21 protein-coding genes are annotated in these 18,415 nt (G+C 45.1%); 14 read left to right on the plus strand and 7 right to left on the minus strand.

Annotation, left to right across the window (positions count from 1 at the left end; all coding sequences use genetic code 11):
- Positions 1-54: 54 nt before the first annotated feature.
- Entirely contained in the window at positions 55-1,431 is a 1,377-nt protein-coding gene (locus M3079_RS07330; RefSeq protein ID WP_249078355.1) for an MATE family efflux transporter, read from the minus strand.
- Positions 1,432-1,745: 314 nt separating this feature from the next.
- Here M3079_RS07330 and M3079_RS07335 point away from each other — a divergent pair, with 314 nt between their 5' ends.
- Positions 1,746-4,298 (plus strand): autotransporter outer membrane beta-barrel domain-containing protein, encoded by a 2,553-nt coding sequence (locus M3079_RS07335; protein WP_249078357.1) that lies wholly within the window; start codon positions 1,746-1,748, stop codon positions 4,296-4,298.
- A 57-nt stretch (positions 4,299-4,355) separates the two neighbouring features.
- Here M3079_RS07335 and M3079_RS07340 read toward each other — a convergent pair whose 3' ends face one another.
- The 5 genes from M3079_RS07340 to M3079_RS09420 form a co-directional block, all read right to left on the minus strand.
- Complete coding sequence (locus M3079_RS07340; RefSeq protein ID WP_249078359.1) at positions 4,356-4,742, minus strand: type II toxin-antitoxin system HicB family antitoxin; 387 nt, start codon at positions 4,740-4,742, stop codon at positions 4,356-4,358.
- Positions 4,743-4,747: 5 nt separating this feature from the next.
- Positions 4,748-4,933 (minus strand): type II toxin-antitoxin system HicA family toxin, encoded by a 186-nt coding sequence (locus M3079_RS07345; protein ID WP_044896897.1) that lies wholly within the window; start codon positions 4,931-4,933, stop codon positions 4,748-4,750.
- Between the two features lie 148 nt (positions 4,934-5,081).
- Positions 5,082-5,609, minus strand: coding sequence for a TlpA disulfide reductase family protein (locus M3079_RS07350; protein ID WP_021716261.1), 528 nt, complete (start codon positions 5,607-5,609; stop codon positions 5,082-5,084).
- 10 nt (positions 5,610-5,619) lie between these two features.
- Positions 5,620-6,438 (minus strand): 4Fe-4S binding protein, encoded by an 819-nt coding sequence (locus M3079_RS07355; protein ID WP_249078362.1) that lies wholly within the window; start codon positions 6,436-6,438, stop codon positions 5,620-5,622.
- Positions 6,431-6,553: a CD1871A family CXXC motif-containing protein gene (locus M3079_RS09420; protein WP_283162460.1), complete on the minus strand. Its 123-nt coding sequence runs from the start codon at positions 6,551-6,553 to the stop codon at positions 6,431-6,433. The genes M3079_RS07355 and M3079_RS09420 overlap by 8 nt, the downstream gene beginning before the upstream one ends.
- Before the next feature lie 183 nt (positions 6,554-6,736).
- Here M3079_RS09420 and M3079_RS07360 point away from each other — a divergent pair, with 183 nt between their 5' ends.
- The 12 genes from M3079_RS07360 (at position 6,737) to secF (ending at position 16,804) form a co-directional block, all read left to right on the plus strand.
- Positions 6,737-7,483 carry a YebC/PmpR family DNA-binding transcriptional regulator gene (locus M3079_RS07360; RefSeq protein ID WP_021716259.1) on the plus strand — a complete coding sequence of 249 codons (747 nt, stop codon included), beginning with the start codon at positions 6,737-6,739 and terminating at the stop codon, positions 7,481-7,483.
- Positions 7,484-7,545: 62 nt separating this feature from the next.
- On the plus strand, positions 7,546-8,040 hold the full coding sequence (gene ruvC, locus M3079_RS07365) for a crossover junction endodeoxyribonuclease RuvC (protein WP_249078364.1): 495 nt from the start codon (positions 7,546-7,548) through the stop codon (positions 8,038-8,040).
- Positions 8,041-8,649 (plus strand): Holliday junction branch migration protein RuvA, encoded by a 609-nt coding sequence (gene ruvA / locus M3079_RS07370; RefSeq protein ID WP_249078367.1) that lies wholly within the window; start codon positions 8,041-8,043, stop codon positions 8,647-8,649.
- Positions 8,649-9,659: a Holliday junction branch migration DNA helicase RuvB gene (gene ruvB, locus M3079_RS07375; protein WP_021716256.1), complete on the plus strand. Its 1,011-nt coding sequence runs from the start codon at positions 8,649-8,651 to the stop codon at positions 9,657-9,659. Before ruvA ends, ruvB begins: the two co-directional genes overlap by 1 nt.
- Before the next feature lies 1 nt (position 9,660).
- Positions 9,661-10,206, plus strand: a complete 546-nt coding sequence (locus M3079_RS07380) for an epoxyqueuosine reductase QueH (protein WP_249078370.1) — start codon at positions 9,661-9,663, stop codon at positions 10,204-10,206.
- Positions 10,207-10,222: 16 nt separating this feature from the next.
- A complete protein-coding gene (locus M3079_RS07385) occupies positions 10,223-11,527 on the plus strand; it encodes a SpoIID/LytB domain-containing protein (protein ID WP_249078372.1) in 1,305 nt (434 codons plus the stop codon).
- Between the two features lie 16 nt (positions 11,528-11,543).
- Positions 11,544-12,575, plus strand: a complete 1,032-nt coding sequence (gene queA, locus M3079_RS07390; protein WP_249078373.1) for a tRNA preQ1(34) S-adenosylmethionine ribosyltransferase-isomerase QueA — start codon at positions 11,544-11,546, stop codon at positions 12,573-12,575.
- 15 nt (positions 12,576-12,590) lie between these two features.
- Positions 12,591-13,703 carry a tRNA guanosine(34) transglycosylase Tgt gene (gene tgt / locus M3079_RS07395; RefSeq protein ID WP_249078375.1) on the plus strand — a complete coding sequence of 371 codons (1,113 nt, stop codon included), beginning with the start codon at positions 12,591-12,593 and terminating at the stop codon, positions 13,701-13,703.
- A 75-nt stretch (positions 13,704-13,778) separates the two neighbouring features.
- Positions 13,779-14,081, plus strand: coding sequence for a preprotein translocase subunit YajC (gene yajC, locus M3079_RS07400; RefSeq protein WP_021716250.1), 303 nt, complete (start codon positions 13,779-13,781; stop codon positions 14,079-14,081).
- Positions 14,082-14,083: 2 nt separating this feature from the next.
- A complete protein-coding gene (locus M3079_RS07405; RefSeq protein WP_249078377.1) occupies positions 14,084-14,644 on the plus strand; it encodes a 5-formyltetrahydrofolate cyclo-ligase in 561 nt (186 codons plus the stop codon).
- Between the two features lie 31 nt (positions 14,645-14,675).
- Positions 14,676-15,911 carry a protein translocase subunit SecD gene (gene secD, locus M3079_RS07410; RefSeq protein ID WP_289521604.1) on the plus strand — a complete coding sequence of 412 codons (1,236 nt, stop codon included), beginning with the start codon at positions 14,676-14,678 and terminating at the stop codon, positions 15,909-15,911.
- Positions 15,911-16,804: a protein translocase subunit SecF gene (secF, locus tag M3079_RS07415; RefSeq protein WP_249078381.1), complete on the plus strand. Its 894-nt coding sequence runs from the start codon at positions 15,911-15,913 to the stop codon at positions 16,802-16,804. The genes secD and secF overlap by 1 nt, the downstream gene beginning before the upstream one ends.
- A 66-nt stretch (positions 16,805-16,870) precedes the next feature.
- Here the strand turns inward: secF and M3079_RS07420 are convergent, their stop codons facing one another.
- The gene (locus M3079_RS07420) at positions 16,871-17,200 is read right to left on the minus strand and encodes a hypothetical protein (RefSeq protein WP_249078385.1); all 330 of its coding nucleotides are present in this window, start codon (positions 17,198-17,200) and stop codon (positions 16,871-16,873) included.
- 139 nt (positions 17,201-17,339) lie between these two features.
- Between M3079_RS07420 and M3079_RS07425 the strand changes: the two genes are divergently transcribed.
- Positions 17,340-18,350, plus strand: a complete 1,011-nt coding sequence (locus M3079_RS07425) for a hypothetical protein (RefSeq protein ID WP_249078387.1) — start codon at positions 17,340-17,342, stop codon at positions 18,348-18,350.
- Positions 18,351-18,415 lie beyond the last annotated feature (65 nt).

Here is an 18,415-nt window from a genome sequence, read left to right on the forward strand (position 1 = left end):
CATACGGCAAATAAATTGCTGCTGTATGTATGCGGGGTTAAATTTTTTAATAAACTAAACGGCAGGTTTGGCAAGAACCTTAACCGGGTTCCAGCGTTCGCTTCTGTAATACCAGTACAGGCAGGCAACGGTAAACACCCACGTAATGGGATATACCCACGCCACGCCGTCAGCAGTGGGGTTAAAATACATAATTAATTTTAATACGCCAATGCGGATAACGCACATATTTACCAGAATAATAAACATTGTCGGCAAAGTGCTGCCGCTGCCGCGGATTGACGAAGCAAGTACCTCGAGGAAAACATATAAGAAGTAAAACGGCATAATAACAAAAGCAATGCTGCTGCCGATAGCGATAACCTCGGCGTCATCTGTAAACATGCCGAAAGCAAAATCTGCAAAAAACAGCACCAGGCTGATGCTTACTGCAGTAACCGCAAGGCCGAAATAAATGGAAATGGCAGTTCCGCGTTTGCTGCGCATAATTTTGCCAACGCCCACGTTCTGGCTGATAAAGGTGGAGCAGGCCTGCCCAAGTGCCATAATGGGCAGGTAAATAACGTTTTCTACCTTAAAATAAGCTGCGTAAGCCGCAATACTGTTTACGCCCAGCCCGTTAATGTTGGTTTGCACAACAATGTTCGAAAGCGTAATTACAATGGTTTGAATGGCTGCCGGTATGCCAATGCGGAAAATCTCCCGCGCCAGCGGCAAATCAAGGGTAATCTTTTTAAAACGCAGGCAGTAGCGCGCGTCCATATTATATAAATGGTAAATTACAAGCCCTGCCGCCAGCGTCTGCGAAACAACCGTTGCCATTGCAGAACCTGAAATACCAAAGTTCCAGTAATATACAAACAAAAAATTGCCTATAACATTGGCTATGCCGCCTATAAGCTGATAAATCATCGGTGAAAGCGAATTGCCCAAAGCCCTTAAAATGCCGCTGCCAACGTTATAACTTACAATGGAAAACAGGCTCAGTATAAACAGGCGGATGTAAACCGTGCCCCAGTGCATAATTTCGGGCGGAGTGTTCATCAGCTCCAAAACAGTTGGCGCAAATATTATGCCAAGTATGGTAAACACAATAGAAAATATTATGGTAAGCCCCGCCGTACAGTGAACAACGCGGCTGAGATTTTCAAACTCGCCGCGGGCAAATTCGCGTGCGGCTATAACGCCTATGCCAACGGAAAGACCGATAAAAAAGCCCAGAATAATGATAATTATAAAAGTGCTGGCGCCTACCGCGGCGGCCGCATCCTTGCCCAAAACACGCCCGACAAAAATTAAATCGACCGTGCTGTAAAGCTGCTGAATTAAACTGCCCGCAAAAAGCGGCAGCGAAAACCAAAACAGCTGCCTGCCAATAGGCCCGTGCGTTAAATCCTTGGTTTTATTTTTAGTACTGGTTAAAGCAGGCATTATTTAGCTCCTGTAAAATAAAAATTGCTGCCCAAAAACAGCCGCTACCGTTAGTGTAGCCGTAAACAACAGGCTTGTCAATACTGTACATGGTATGGCAGCAGTGTAAAATAAATTTAACAACAAAGCTGTTTTAATATAAAAATGCAAACAACTTTGCATAAATTTTCAAACAAAAATTTTTAAAAAACGCTTGCGTATGGTATAATAAAAGTGTAAAATCTCGCTGGGGGGAACTGCGCTTCGCGCAGAACTAAAAAAGAGAACCTGACGAGTAATTTCCTCCTCCACGTAACAACGGGGGAGGTATTTTTATGAAAAAGAATTTACGCTCTAAAATTTTGTTGTGCGTTTTGGCAGGCGGCGTGCTGGCGGCAAATACGGCGCTGGCGGCTGAGTATACGGAAACCATAAAGGATGATATTACTTTTAATAATGGTGATGTTCTTAATGTTGATAATATTGGTATAGATAGTTCTGATAAAGAATTAACCGTTACACTTAATGGAAATGTTTCTATTAATGCCGAAAATATGACTAATGATGTTACTGGCGTTAAGATAGAAGATAATAATATGATAATTAATGGAAGTGATGATGCAAAATTAAACATCATTGCTAACGGTAGGGAAAGAGCTGTTGGTATTGATATAAGTTCACAAATACCAACAGAAACAGTCATTAACCCTGATTTAGGAATTACGGTAAGTAATAATTTAAATAGCACTTCGCATTATGATGGTGCTTATGGTATATATGCTTACTCTAATACAAAATTTAATGGAGATATAAATATTGAAGTTAATTCTGATTGCAATAATGAAGTTTCTGCACTATATCTTAGCGGTGATAAAATTGAATTTAATGGTGATGTAAAAGCCGTTATTAATTTAACTAGTAATATTACTAAAACAAGTAATGGTATAGCAGCTGCTATACATACGTCATATGGTTCTGAAACAGTATTCAATAAAACTGTTGATTTGATTTTTAATGCAAATTCTGTTTCATCTCCGATAGCAGGTGTTATATCTATAATTAGTAATCCTGATGATGGAAACAATATTTTGACTTTTAATGATGAAACTAAAATAACAGTTAATAACCCTGCTGGAATGGCCGTAGGTGTTTTTTGTTCAGGAGCAGCTACTTTTGATGATGATATGGATGCTATAGTTAATTTTAGAGATGATGTATATATTGAAACTAGTGGACAGGCTTCAGTTGCTATTTTTGCTCAGGAAGATAGTGTTGTAGATATTTCTAAAGCTGAACTGTCAAATACTGCTGAAAATGCAGTACATGGTGTGATTAAGGGCGATATTCAGTCAGGAATAGGAACAGATGGGGATAAAGGTTATGTTAATTTGAATTTTACCGGTGCAGATAGCTTAATTGAAAGCGATATTTTTATTGCTAATAATGATGCAGTTGCAGATTTGGCACTTCATGATGGTGCTGTATGGAGGACAACTGGTTTTGCTGGAGGTTCACTTTTAACAAATTTGTCAATGGATAATGGTGTTGTTGAACATAATAATGCTGGTACTATAGGTATACGCAATTATACAGGCAGCGGCGATATTAATTTTAAAGCGGAAAATACTGATAACAACGGTGTTTTGGATTTTACCAATACCGGTGATGTAACTATTGGTACAGCAGAAGCAGGTTCTTCTGTTAATTTAGGTGTAATTAATAATACCGTAAATACACTTGATATTGAAAAAACGGAAGAAAATTTAAATGCTATTGCCGAAAAAATTGTTTATGTTGCTAATGACGGTAACCTTGGCGGCAAAGTAACAGTAAAAGAAGGGCTTATTACACCGGAAGCAAGTGCCGATTTAATGTTTGATGGTAATAATCAGGGTTATGTAACCAATATTACCGGTGGCAACAGAACAACTCAAACCATGGATGCAATGAAAAATCTTGCCGCAACAGCTATTGTGGCTTGGCGGCAGGAGGACAGCACCTTAAGCCAGCGCCTTGGCGAACTACGCGAGAGCGACGGCGGACAGGGCATTTGGGTGCGTATGAGCCGCGGCGAATTTGAATATAACGGCGAATATAAAAACCAGTATAACTTCTTCCAGATGGGTTACGACTGGGCGGCAGGCAGCTGGCATTACGGCGCGGCAGTAAGCCATAATGACGGACAGACAACTTACACCCATGGCGACGGCGAAAACCGCAGCACATCTTTAAGCCTGTACGGCACCTGGCTGGGTGATAAAGGTCATTATGCCGATATCGTACTTAAACAGGGCAGGTTAAGCAACGACTTTGACATCTACACCGAAGCAGGGCACACCAGCGGCGATTATGATGCGTGGGGAACCAGCTTAAGCGGTGAATACGGCATGAAAGTTGACCTTGACGGCGGCTGGTATGTAACGCCGCAGGCGCAGTTTACCTTAATGCGTATCGGCGGCGAAGATTACACCACCAACAACGGTATCAAAGTTAATCAGGACAGCCTTGAAAGCGCAGTAGGGCGCGTAGGCTTTGAAGTAGGCAAACGCATCAGCGACAGCGGCAGTATTTACGCCAAAGCAAGCCTGCTGCACGATTTTGCAGGCAGCGCCGATACTTATTTAAGCTATAAAGGTTTAACAAACAGTTATCATCAGGATATTGGCGATACCTGGTGCGAAGCGGGAATTGGCTTTAACTACAAAACAAGCGAAAACAGCTATGTATATGCCGATGTAGTAAAAAACTTATGGCGGCGATGTTGCTACTCCGTGGCAGTGGAGTGCCGGCATGCGCTGGACGTTCTAAGTGAGCAGCAGCATTTTTCAGAGCCGGACAGTGCAATCTTTCTTATTTTAAAGAAATTTACGAACATTGAAGTAAAGTAAAATATCTCTTAAAGTAAATTAAAATACCGTCCTTGTTTTATTCAAGGACGGTATTTTTCAGCCTATTTTTAGTTCTTTAAGAAGTGCATTTTGCAAAACACTGGAAAAGTTTATTTTTTCGGCTAATGCACGCTCATTAAGCCATGCCGGAATGGTTAAAGTTTTTTTAACAGACTTTGTGTGTTTGGATAAATCAACATTGGTTTGAATTAAGGATATAAAGGAGTTTTCATCTTCAAGACGTATTTTGGTTGGATTGCTTGCAGACGGAAGTTTTTGCCCGTTTTCTAAAAGGCACAGCGCATATCCTTCAAGTGCTTCGGCAGCATTGGCCAAAAGTTCCTGCTGTGTATCGCCCTGTGTCTGGCAGCCTTCAAGATCGGGAAATTCAAGCCATAAACCGTCGTCATCTTCATGAATAATTGCCGGATATATCAATAACATTTTTATCACTCCTTTTGTTTTAAACCTGTGCGTTTTAGTATTTTAGTAAGTAAGCCTATTTTCATATCTTTGCCGTGTACAGGGATTACTTCTATTTTTCCGTTTTTTGTAAGGATGTGATGGCTGCCTTTAATTTCTGATAACTGCCATCCATTTTTTAATAACAGCTTTAAAAGCTCTTTGTCTTTCATTGTGACCATTTGGTTTCCTCCTGACATTTAAATTATAACACGTGTACACGTATAAAGCAAAGATAAAACAGGTTATTTTGTTATAAATAAAAAATAAAAGCAATACCACTTATATAAAGCAGTATTGCTTTCGTTTTTATATAATTCTTTACAGCCCGCTGTCCAAAAAGGCGCGCAGTTCTTTTTCTTTCATGCCGCCGATATGCGATTTGGTAATGGTGCCGTACTTGTCAACAATGTAGGAGGCAGGTATGCCCTGCAAGCCGTAGGCTTTAACAATGGCGTTTTTGTCGCCCCAGTACATTGGGTAGGCAAAGCCGCTTTCGCCAGCATATTTTTCGTAATCGCTGCGCGAATCATCAATGCTTACGGCAAAAAACTCAATTTTATCTTTGTAATCCGGGTAAATTTTGTTCATTTCGGGCATTTCCTGCATACAGGGGCCGCACCAGGTTGCCCAGAAGTTTACAAACACTGTTTTGCCGCGCAGAGAAGAAAGTTTTACTTCTGTGCCGTCCATGGCGGTTACGGTAATATCCGGCGCTTCGGTGTTAACTGATTGTGCGGCGGCTTCGTTAATGTTGCCTGCCTGGTAATGCGTCCACACAAGTGCTGCGCCAATGCCTACAACGGCTGCGGCAGCGGTAATGAGCAAGAATTTTTTTAAAGTAAACATTTAACCACTCCTAAAATTTAGTTTTAAAATTTATAGCCCCTTCCGGGCAGATTTTTTTACATTCGCCGCAGTTGATGCACTCGCGGTCGTTTACTTTTTGGCAGTCCATTTTGCAGAAACGCACGCAGGCATTGCAGCCGGTGCATTTTGCTTTATCTACCGTAATGCCAAAGGCAGAAAGTTTGTTAAATAGGCCGTACCATGCGCCGAGCGGGCATAAAAAACGGCAGAACGGGCGGTAAATAAATACGCACGCGCCCAAAATTGCAAGCATTAATAAAAACTTCCAGCCAAACAAAAGCCCAATGCCGTCACGCAGGTTTGCGTTAAGTGCCAACAGCGGCAGCCCTGCTTCCAGTGTGCCTGCGGGGCAGATGTATTTGCAGAACGCCGGTGCGCCGACGCCGTCCTGCCACCAGAAGTATACCGGTAAGAGAAGCACAAAGATAACGGCAACGGCATATTTCAGCAGGCTCAGCTTTTGCGTAAAGGCATTTTTGTGCAGCTTGGGCGAGGGGATTTTGTATAACAAATCCTGCACCAGCCCGAAGGGGCACAGCCAGCCGCAGATAACGTGCCCTAAACACAGCGCGAATAAAAGCAGAAGCCCCACAACGTAAAACGGAAACTTTAACGCCGTGCCAGCAAGGGTGCTTTGCAGCGAGCCTATTGGGCAGGCCCCCAGCGCGCCGGGGCACGAATAGCAGTTTAATACCGGCACGCATACGCTTTTGGGCTGCGCCTGCCAGATACGCCCGGTGATAAAGCCCGGCAGGTTGGCGTTATGCAAAAGCGCCGATAAAAGCTGAACAACGCTGCGCCTAACCAATGCCGATGCACTCCAGGCAGATTAAAATTGCTTTGTTCAGCACTTGCATATATTCTTTTTGGTAAATACCGGCCGCCAGAAACGCAGCGGCAAGCAGCCACAAAAATATTTTCATTTCATCACCGCTATTATTATACAATAGCCTGCGCATACAGTACAAGGCGCGCGGCCAAAGAAAATATTAAAAATGCCGCGGCAATACGCGCCGCATAAATTATTGAAATGCCCGGCACGTTGTAGTATAATAATTAAATGTATTATGGTAAATTACCAGTTAAGTTTTTAGGAGGAATCAGTTATGTCCGGACATTCTAAATGGGCTAATATCAAACACAAAAAAGGCAAAGCCGATGCTGCGCGCGGTAAAATTACCACCAAAATCGGCAGAGAAATTACCATTGCTGTGCAGATGGGAGGCCCTGACCCTACCGGCAATATGAGATTAAAACTGGCACTCAGCAAAGCTAAGGCCAACAATATACCGAAAGACAACATTCAGCGTGCCATTAAAAAAGGACAGGGTGCTGCCGAAGGCGGCAACTACGAAGAAATTACCTACGAAGGCTACGGCCCGGCAGGCGTTGCCGTTATGGTATCTACCCTTACCAACAACCGCAACCGCACCGCTGCCGATGTGCGCCACGTATTCAGTAAATCCGGCGGCAACATGGGCGAAACCGGCTGCGTAAACTGGATGTTTAAACGCAAAGGCGTATTTACTATCGACGGCGAGGAAAACGAAAGCCTGACCGAAGACGATTTGATGATGATTGCCCTTGACGCTGGCGCCGAGGACGTTAAGAGCGAAGAAGGCGGCTTTGAAATCATTACCCAGCCGGAAGATTTTGACGCTGTTGAAAAAGCGCTTGCCGACAACAACGTTGAAGTTGCCATGGCAGAAATCACCATGATTCCGGATACTATGGCAGAGCTTGACGAAGAAGGCGTTGCCAAAGTGCAGAAAATGCTTGATTTGCTGGATGACCTTGATGACGTGCAGGATGTATACACCAACGCAGACCTGCCGGATGATGATGAAGAATAATTGATTTTTTAGGGGGCAGGCTTAAAAGGCCTGCCTGCTTTATATAAGACGGGAGTTTTGTTATGCTGGCAATCGGAATTGACCCGGGCACGGCAATCTGCGGCTTCGGGCTGGTTGAAATGATTGGCAACAGGCTGCGGCCGGTGCATTACGGCGCAGTGTTTACGGATAAAGATATGCTGCCGGAGATGCGGCTAAAAAAGATTTACGACGGGCTTACGGAGCTGATAGACACCTATCACCCGGATATTATGAGCGTGGAGCAGCTCTTTTTTAACCGCAACGTAACAACGGCTATCAGCGTAGGGCAGGCGCGCGGAGTTGTGCTTTTAACCGCCGCCAACCGCGGGCTGCCTGTTATGGAATTTACGCCGATACAGGTTAAACAGGCCGTTGTAGGCTTTGGCAGCGCCAATAAAGAACAGGTGCAGTTTATGGTGCAGCATCTTTTAAACCTGCGCGAAAAACCAAAACCTGACGACGTTGCCGACGCGCTGGCGATTGCCGTTTGCGGGCTGCATACGGCGGCAACAAGAAGATGGACGGAGTTAAAGTAAATGATTGGTTCAATAAAAGGCAAAGTTGCAGAACTGGCAAATGAATATTGTTTGATAGAAACGCCGGGCGGGGTAGGCTACCGCGTGTTTATGCCTTCGGCCAATCTGGCGGCGCTTTCCCTTGGCAGCGAGGTGCTCGTGCATATTTATACTTCCGTGCGCGAGGACGCCATTTTGCTGTTCGGGTTTCTGCAAAAACAGTATTACGATTTATTCGTGCTGTTAATAGCTGTCAGCGGCGTTGGGCCTAAAGTGGCGCTGGGCATTTTATCGGCTGTAAAGCCGGATGATTTTTATATGGCGGTGCAGAACCGTGATATGAAAGCGCTGACCAAGCTGCCGGGCATTGGCAAAAAAACGGCTGAAAGGCTGCTCTTGGAGCTGAAGGATAAAATTTCCGGCGGGGATGAAATTATTGATACGGTATTTTACCCGCAGAGCGGCGATGTGCCCGAAACGGCAGTGGGCGAAGCCATTGAAGCTTTGCAGGCGCTTGGTTACAGCAACAGCGAGATTGTACCGGCACTGAAAACCGTTGAAGGCTACGAAAAAATGCCGTGCGAAGAAATTATTAAACATGTGCTTAAGGTATTTGCCGGGAGGAAATAATGAACGAGCAGGAAAGAATTATTACCGGCAGGGAACAGGATGCCGACGGCTGGCAGTACAGCCTGCGTCCGCGCCGTCTTGCCGAATATATCGGGCAAAACCAGGTAAAACAGAATATGCAGGTTTTTATTAAGGCGGCGGCAGAACGCGGCGAAGCGCTTGACCATGTGCTTTTGTTCGGGCCTCCGGGCCTTGGCAAAACCACGCTTGCCAACATTATTGCCAACGAGCTTAACGTAAACATCCGCATAACAAGCGGCCCGGCGATTGAGCGGCAGGGCGACCTGGCGGCGATACTGACGAACCTTGGCGAAAACGACGTGCTTTTTATCGATGAAATTCACCGCCTTTCCAAAACGGTAGAAGAAATTTTGTATTCTGCCATGGAGGATTTTGCGCTGGATATTATTATCGGCAAAGGGCCGAGCGCGCGCAGTGTACGCCTTGATTTGCCGAAGTTTACGCTTATTGGCGCAACTACCCGCCTTGGCGCTATTGCTGCGCCGCTGCGTGACCGCTTTGGCGTGCAGTGCCGTTTGGAGTTTTATAAACCTGATGAATTGTGCTTTATTATAGAGCGCGCTGCGGAAATTTTGGGCGTAGCCATTGAACGTGAAGGCGCGCAGGCCATTGCAAGGCGCAGCCGCGGCACGCCCCGTGTTGCCAACCGCCTGTTAAAGCGCGTGCGCGATTTTGCGCAGGTTGCCGGGGCGCAGAGCATTACGGAGCAGGTGGCGGACGAAGCCCTGTCGCGCCTTGAAGTTGACAAGTACGGGCTTGACCGAAATGACCGCCGCATTTTGCAGACCATTGTAAAAACCTTCGGCGGCGGGCCGGTGGGCATAGAAACCATTGCGGCAGCCGTAAGCGAAGAAAGCGATACTATCGAAGATGTTATCGAACCGTACCTTATGCAGCTGGGGCTTATTCAGCGTACGCCGCGCGGACGCATAGCCACACGCGAAACATACAGGTATCTTGGTGTGCCTTATCAGAAGGAGGGGCGCTGATATGAAACTTTTGCTTCATGCCTGCTGCGGGCCGTGTGCCTGTTATCCAACCGAAAAGCTGGCAGCAGACGGCATTGATTTTGACATTATCTTTTTTAATCCCAACATTCATCCTTACAAAGAGTTTAAACGCCGCATAGCCGCCCTGCGCGAACTGTGCGAAAAGAAAAAATACCGTTTAACGGTTGATAAAAGCTATCCTCTGGAAGAATGTGTGCGCGGCATGCTTGATGAACCCGGCTGCCGCTGCATTTACTGCTACCGTACGCGTATGCGCTATGCAGCCCAATACGCTAAGGAAAACGGTTATGATGCTTTCAGCACAACGCTGCTTGTAAGCCCATACCAGAAGCACGAGCTTATTAAAAAACTGGCAGAGGAAGCTGCTGCGGAATTTGACATTCCGTTTTATTATGAAGATTTCCGCGAGGGTTACCAGCGCGGCGTAGATATAAGCCTTGAGCTTGAGCTTTACCGCCAGCCGTACTGCGGCTGCGTGTTCAGCGAACGTGACCGTTACGAGAAGAAGCCTAAAAAGAAAGATTAACGCAAGGAGGCAGCCGATGAGAATTTTATATGCCGCTCTGCTGTTTATGATGATGCTGGTGGGAGCACCTGCGGCGCTGGCTGCACCTCAAATTTCCGTAGGGCTTGTGACGGGGCAGTTTACTGCCGAACTGGCAAGCGAAACCGATTTTACAGCGCAGACGGTTGTTAACGGCAGTGTGCGCAAAGAATTTTTGTTTAAAGCGGGCAGTTATTATTTTAATGCCGCAAACGGCAGCGTTAATGCCGACGGGCAGGAGTTTGGCAACGTTGTGCTGCGCATTAAGGCAGACGGTGTAAACCATGTAAAAGTAAACAAAAAAACTTACCGCGGCAATATAGAAGTTATGCTTGCGCCGGACCGCAAAAACCTTATAGTGCGCAACGTGCTGCCTGTTGATGAATATCTTTACAGCGTGGTGGGGCGCACCGTGCCGGTATATTTTCCGGATGAAGCCATTAAGTCGCAGGCCGTTGCCATGCGCAGCTATGCCCTGTGGCTTGCGGAAAACAACAATTATTACTATGACGTGCGTGCCGGAGAAAAAGATTATGTTTACAGCGGCACGGATATGGAAAAGCGCGATATTAATAAACTGATTGACAGCACGCGCGGCGAAGTGGTGCTTTACGGCGGCAGGCCCGCCATGACGCTTTATACGGAGTCGAGCGGCGGTTATACGGAAGACAGCGCCGATGTTTACGGCGAAGTTTTCCCCAAGCCTTATTTAAAAAGCGTAAAAGATTATGACTCCGACGCGCCGGATTATAAATGGGAGCGTTCTTTTGACGCCCAGAATATTTCTTCCGGTTTGCTGCGCGGCGGGTATGATATAGGCCAGATTGAAAGCATACGCCTTTCGCCGGAAAAACCGGGCGCATCCGACAGAACGGATACCGGGCGCGTAATAAGCGTGGGCTTTGCGGGCAGCAAGGGCAACATTGTTGTGCCTGCCGCCGTGGTACGCGAGCTTTTTTCGCTGCCAAGCACATTGTTTGAAATTGAAGTTACAAGGCCCATTCCCAAACAGCTTGATGTACCTATCGAAAATTATTACGGCATGGAAATTGGCCGCAAAGAAATAGAAATAGAGCTGAAGGATAAGGAGAAAAGCGAAAACGGCATTGCCGGAAGCATTAAACTTATCAGCGGCGTTGACGGGGAAAAAGTTATTTTTAAAGGGCGCGGCAGCGGCAGCGGGCTTGGCTTAAGCCTGTGGGGAGCGCGCCAGCTTGCCAATGACGAAGGCAATACGCCCGGATATTATAAAAATATTTTGCGTTATTATTACAGAAATACAGTTGTAACAAAAATTTATTGAAAAGTGTGGAGAAAAAATGCAAGTAAGCGATTTTAATTATGATTTGCCGCAGGAACTGATTGCGCAGACGCCTATGGAACCGCGTGACCATTCCAGATTGCTGGTTGTTGATAAGGAAACGGGCAAAATGGAACACCGCCATTTTTATGATTTGCCCAATTACCTGCGCCCTGATGATTTACTGGTGTTTAACGATACCAGAGTTATTCCCGCGCGTTTGCACGGCGTGAAAGATACCGGCGCCAAAGCCGAAGTATTTTTGCTGACGCGCCTTAACGCAACCGACTGGGAAGTTTTGGTAAAACCGGGCCGCCGCCTGCGTACCGGCGCTGTAATAAATTTCAGCGAGGATTTAAGCTGCGAAATACTTGACAACACCGAATTTGGCGGACGCATTGCCCGTTTTAAATTTGAAGGCGTGTTTGAAGAAATTTTGGACAGGCTTGGCGAAACGCCGCTGCCGCCGTATATTACCGAGCAGCTTGAAGACAAGGAGCGTTACCAGACCGTTTACAGCCGCGATAAGGGCAGTGCCGCAGCTCCTACTGCCGGGCTGCACTTTACCAAAGAACTTTTGCAGAAAGTAAAAGACATGGGCTGCGAAGAAGTGTTCGTAACGCTTAATATCGGCCTCGGCACTTTCCGTCCCGTAAGCGTGGAAAATATTGAAGACCATGTTATGCATAAAGAATTTTACACCATTACGCCCGAAGCGGCAGACGCCATTAACAAGGCCAAAGCCGCGGGCAGGCGCATTGTTTCGGTAGGCACAACGGCTGTGCGTACGCTGGAAGCCGCCGCAACCGCCGGCAACGGTATTATTAAACCGGGCGCAGCCTGGACTGATATTTTTATTTACCCCGGTTACAAATTTAAAATGATAGATGCGCTTGTAACCAACTTCCATCTGCCGCAGAGCACGCTTTTAATGCTGGTTTCCACGCTTTCGACGCGCAAAATTATGCTTAAAACCTACGAAGAAGCAGTAAAACAGAAATACCGCTTCTTCTCCTTCGGCGATGCCATGTTCATTACCGATAATTTATAAAAGCGGAGGTAAATAATGCACGCTGTTACTTACGAACTTATTAAAGAATGCAGCCGCAGCGGTGCGCGGCTTGGCCGCCTGCACACGCCGCACGGCACATTTGAAACGCCGATGTTTATGCCGGTCGGCACGCAGGCAACAGTAAAAACCCTGTCGCCGGAAGAACTGTACGATATGGGCAGCCAGGTAATACTTTCCAATACTTACCATTTGTTTTTGCGCCCCGGGCATGAGCTTGTAAAAAAAGCCGGCGGGCTGCACAAATTTATGAACTATAAACGCGGCATGCTGACGGACAGCGGCGGGTTTCAGGTGTTCAGCCTCGGCGCAATGCGCAAAATAAAGGAAGAAGGCGTAACCTTCCGCTCGCATATTGATGGCAGCAGACAGTTCCTTTCGCCGGAAATTGCCACGCAGGTGCAGGAAGCACTGGGCGCGGATATCGCTATGGCCTTTGACGAGTGTATTCCTTACCCGGCTGATTACGATTATGCCAAACAATCAACGGAACGCACCACGCGCTGGGCAAAACGCTGCCTTGAAGCACATACGCGTGAGGACCAGTCGCTTTTTGGCATTGTGCAGGGCGGCATGTACAAGGATTTGCGCAAAATGAGCGCCGATAGTTTAACAGACATGGATTTTGCAGGTTACGGCATCGGCGGTTTAAGCGTTGGCGAACCAAAGCCCATGATGTATGATATTTTGGGCGAAACAACGCAGCACCTGCCCAAGAATAAAGCCCGTTATTTAATGGGCGTAGGCACGGCGGACTGCATTATTGAAGGCGTAAATCTGGGCGTTGATATGTTTGACTGCGTGTTCCCGACAAGGGTAGCGCGCAACGGCACGGCCATGGTGCCGGAGGGACGCCTTGTGGTGCGCAACAAAACCTATGCCGAAGATTTCCGCCCGATTGACGAGCGCTGCGGCTGCTATACCTGCCGCAACTTTTCACGCGCATATATCAGGCATCTGTTTAAGGCGGAAGAACTTTTTGCGCTGCGGCTGTTAACCATTCATAATTTATATTTCCTGCTTGACCTTGCAAGGCAAATCAGGCAGGCTATTGCCGAGGACCGTTTCCCGGAATTCCGCGAAGCGTACCTTGCGAATTACCGTGGGTAAAAAGTAGAACTTGCTATTTTTGTGTAAATAAATTAGAATAAGAGATATAAGTAAAAAGGTTTAGGAGGTAAGTCCATGCAAGGTTTTGATCTGGTGAACTTTTTTAGCGGTGTTTGGCCTTTTCTTATTTTGGCGTTTATCTTTTGGTGGATGATTGACAGACCGCATAAAAAAGAAGAAAAGAAAAGACAGCGCATGCTTGAATCTTTGAAGAAAGGGGACAAAGTTGTCACTGTCGGCGGCATGTATGGCACTATTACCCGTCTGAGCGAAAAGAAAGTCGTTCTTAAAGTTTGTGAAAACGTGGAAGTTGAATTCCTGCGCACGGCAATCAGCGCCTATCAGGACCCTGCCAAACAGGAAATGGCCGAAAAGTAATAATGGATAAAAATCAATTGCGCAAAGAGCTCAAATCTTTGCGCAATCGGCTTTCTAAGGAAGAAGTGGCCGCAAAAAGCAGCAGTATCTGCCGTAAAATTCTGGGTACTGCGGCATACCGCGATGCCGGAACTGTATTTGCCTATCTTGCCTTCGGCAATGAAGTGAATATCGATGGCGTTATTTCGCAGGCGCTTACTGACGGCAAAACGGTGTGCGTTCCTGTTGTAACGGGCCCTCATTCCATGCAGGCCGTAAAATTAGACAGTTTAAACTGCATTAAAGAAGGCGCGTACGGCATCCGTATTCCGCAGGGCGAACCGCAGGCCGTTAATCCTTCCGGCATCGGCCTTGTGCTTGTGCCGGGCCTTGGCTTTGATTTAAAAGGCGGGCGCATGGGCATGGGCGCGGGTTATTACGACCGTTTTCTGCCGCAGTGCGCAAATGCGGTTAAAACAGGTATTACTTACGATATTTTGCTGCGCGGTAAAATAATCTGCGATGAGCATGATGTATTAATGGATTATATTATCACCGAATCGCAGGCAGCAAAATGCAGGTAATTTTTATAAAAAAATAAAGGGGGCAATAATTTTGAGATGGAATGAATTAGGAAAATTTCTGATCATCTCATTGGCCATTATCGGCGGTTTTATTATGTATATTAATCCGCTGGCTAATTCCATCAAGCAGGGCCTCGACCTTCAGGGCGGCACGCATGTTGTGCTGCAGGCGGTAGAAACACCGGAAGCGAAGATTGACGACGATGCTTTGAACAGAACTGTAAAAATTATTGAAAGACGTGTTAACGAACTCGGTTTAACGGAGCCGGTTATCCAGCGTCAGGGCAAAGACCGCATTATTGTGGAGCTGCCCGGCATTAAAGACCCGGACCAGGCCATTAACATGCTTGGCCGTACGGCTATGCTGGAGTTTAAAGACATTAACGGCACCACTGTTTTAACCGGCAAGGATTTGCGTGATGCGCGCGCCCAGATGACGGGCAGCGGCAGCCAGGCCGTTGTAGGGCTGGAGTTTACCGATGAAGGCGGCGCTAAATTTGCCGATTTGACTGCACGCAATATCGGCCGCCCGATTTCCATTCTGCTTGACGGCGAAGTGCTGACAAGCCCTGTTGTACAGGAAGCAATTACCGGCGGCAAAGCGCAGATTTCCGGCTCTCGCAACATGGAAGAAGCCGAGCATCTGGCAATTTTGCTGCGCAGCGGTTCTTTGCCTGTTAAAATTGAAGTTATGGAAAACCGTACCGTTGGCCCGACTTTAGGCCAGGACTCCAAAGAAAAGAGCGTTGTGGCATTCTCCATTGCTATCATCGGCATTTTTGCCTTTATGCTGCTCTTTTACAGAATTCCGGGCGTTGTAGCGGATATTGCACTGCTTTTGTATGTAATGCTTCTGCTTTTAATTATGCGTTACCTTGATGCAACGCTTACCTTGCCTGGCATAGCGGGTATTATCCTTTCCATTGCCATGGCGATTGACGCCAACGTGCTTATTTTTGAGCATTTTAAAGAAGAAGTTGCAGCGGGCAAAACCCTGCGCTCCGCAATGGATAAAGGCTTCTCCCGTGCGTTTGTAACCATTTTCGACTCCAACATTACTACCCTTATTGCGGCTGTAATTTTGTTCTACCTCGGCACCGGCCCAATCAGAGGCTTTGCCGTAACGCTGGGCCTTGGCGTTGTGCTGAGTATGTTTACCGCCATTACGGTAACCAAATTCTTAATGAACTTTTTGCTCGCCAGCAACCTTACCAAAAACGGCTTCCTTTACGGAGTTAAATATCCCAAAAAGGAGGCGGCTAAATAATGAGATTTCTTATTGTTAAGCATTTTAAATATTTCATGGGGTTAACCCTGCTGGTATTGTTTATCGGCGTAATTTCCATTTTTACGCGCGGCTTTAATATGGGCATTGATTTTACCGGCGGCAGTATTGTTGACCTTACTTTTGAAAACGAAGTTACCGTTTCGCAGGTGCGCGATGTGCTTAGCCAGCATGGCATGGGCAACAGCATTATCCAGCTTGAAAACAGCACCAACAACGAAAAATCCAAAAGCGTGCTTATCCGTACCGGCCTTGTAGAAGATGACCAGCTTCGTGCCGCAGTAAGCGATATGCAGGGAGCTTTAGGCAACTATCAGATTAACCGTATGGAAAATATCGGCGCCACAATCGGCGAGGAACTGATTGAGCAGGCTGCCATGGCGGTTGTGCTTTCGTGGCTTTTGATGATTGTGTACATTACTTACCGCTTTGAATTTAACTTTGCGGTAGCGGCGGTAGCGGCACTTGTAATCGACGTTTTTGTAACCATCAGTTATTTCTCCTTCTTCCAGATGGAGCTTGATTCTTCGTTTGTTGCAGCACTTTTAACAGTTGTAGGTTTTTCCATCAACGGCACGGTTGTTATTTTCGACCGTATCCGCGAAAACCTTAAACTGCACCGCCGCAGCGAAGGACTGGAGGAACTGGTTGAAACCAGTATCTGGCAGTGCATGACCCGTACCGTTTATACCGAATCCACCGCGCTGTTTGCCGTATTGGTAATTTTCCTTTATGGCGGCGCAACCATTCATAACTTTATGTTTGCAATGCTGGTTGGCTTTGCAAGCGGCGGTTATACTTCCATTTGCCTTGCAGGCCCGATGTGGATTAAAATGCGTGAGCGCAAAAACAACAAACCCGCAGCGGCAAACTAAACTTAAATTTACACTAAAACAAAAATCCCCGGTACTTTGAGTATCGGGGATTTGTTTATGGCAGGGTTATTTAAAATCTTCGTTTAACTTGCTGGCAAGTTCTTTTGCTTCTTCCGGTGAAAGGTCATATTGATTTCTTATAACGTAACCCTGTAAAGTACCGGCTTTGCGGTTATCAATAACAATATCAGGATATTTTAAAATATCTTCTAACAATTTAAGCAAATAATCAGAATGATCTTCGTTTTCTAACCAGTAACCAACTTTTGTAAGTTCAGCAAGGCAGCCTTTAACAATTTTTCTTTGCTTGGTACTAATATAATAATATTCGTCTTTATCAGTGCTGACCACATAAATGGTTTTACCTATGTCTACACATATTATTTCTTTTATCATAATGTCAGCCTCCTTAACTGATAGTTGAATTTAAACTATTATATACTTGATTTTTTTATAAAGCAAATTTTAATTGTTTGACAAGATTTAATGGAAATCATAGAATTATTATATAAATACAATTAAGGGGTGGAGAATAATGGAAACACATTATTTTCAGCGTTATCATTCAAAAGAAAATGTTGATACTGCAAATGCAATGCTGTTGTTATCGCGCTTGTATTTAAATTCGCCTAAATCTTTCTTTTCTTTTTTAAATAACCTTGTAGAAGATATTGACATTGATGTTGAATTAAAAGTAGTTTTGCAAGAAAAAAATAAGAGTAGTGTACCTGATGCTGCAATTATGCAGGAAAGTTTTAAAATTGCCGTTGAAACAAAATTGCATAATAACTTTGCTGAAAAACAATTATTGCATCATTTAGCAAGCCTTGAAGGTTATAATTATAAATTTTTAATGACTCTTGACCCAAGGGAAATGGAAAGCAATTTAAAGCAGAAAATTGATAGTGAATGTAAAAATAAAAATGTAATACATATTAATCTAACATTTAAAAAATTAATAGAAGCTGTAAAAGAAGTGGTTGATGACCGCGATATTGATATGCAGAATATAATTGCTGATTATGAACGGTATTGTTATGATAGTGATTTGATTCCAGATGATTGGAAACGTATGCGCGTAGTGTTATCTGGAGGAACTTTTGATCAAAACCAAGAATGTGGGGTTTATTATCATGGCCAAGAACGTGGATATTCAGCCCATAAATATATTGGATTATATAAAGATAAAGCAGTTAAGGCTATTGGGAAAATTACAGGTATATTTGAGGCACATGTAGTTAATAAAGATAATATAACTAATTTTAAAACAGTAACAGGTTTATTTGATGAAACAATAGAAAGTAGAATAAAAAAATCTATAAAAAAATCTCCTTATCCTTTTAATGAAGAAGATATGATATTTTTTGTTGTTGATAAATTTTATGATACTGATTTTAAAAAGATTACGCCGCGTGCACCTATGGGCAGCAGAATGTTTGACCTGGTAGATGAAATAAATAAAATTATGCCGGAAGGCAGTAAAATTGAAGAATTACCCGAAACAAGCAAAATTGCTGAACTTTTGAAAAATTGCACATGGGGATAAAAATATTGTTACGTGGGCGAATGGTTTATGCTGTAAGGTGATAGCAAAAACTGCGGCGGCTAAAA

Source organism: Phascolarctobacterium sp. ET69, from assembly GCF_023336935.1.
GTDB classification, from domain to species: Bacteria; Bacillota; Negativicutes; order Acidaminococcales; family Acidaminococcaceae; genus Fusicatenibacter_A; species Fusicatenibacter_A intestinipullorum.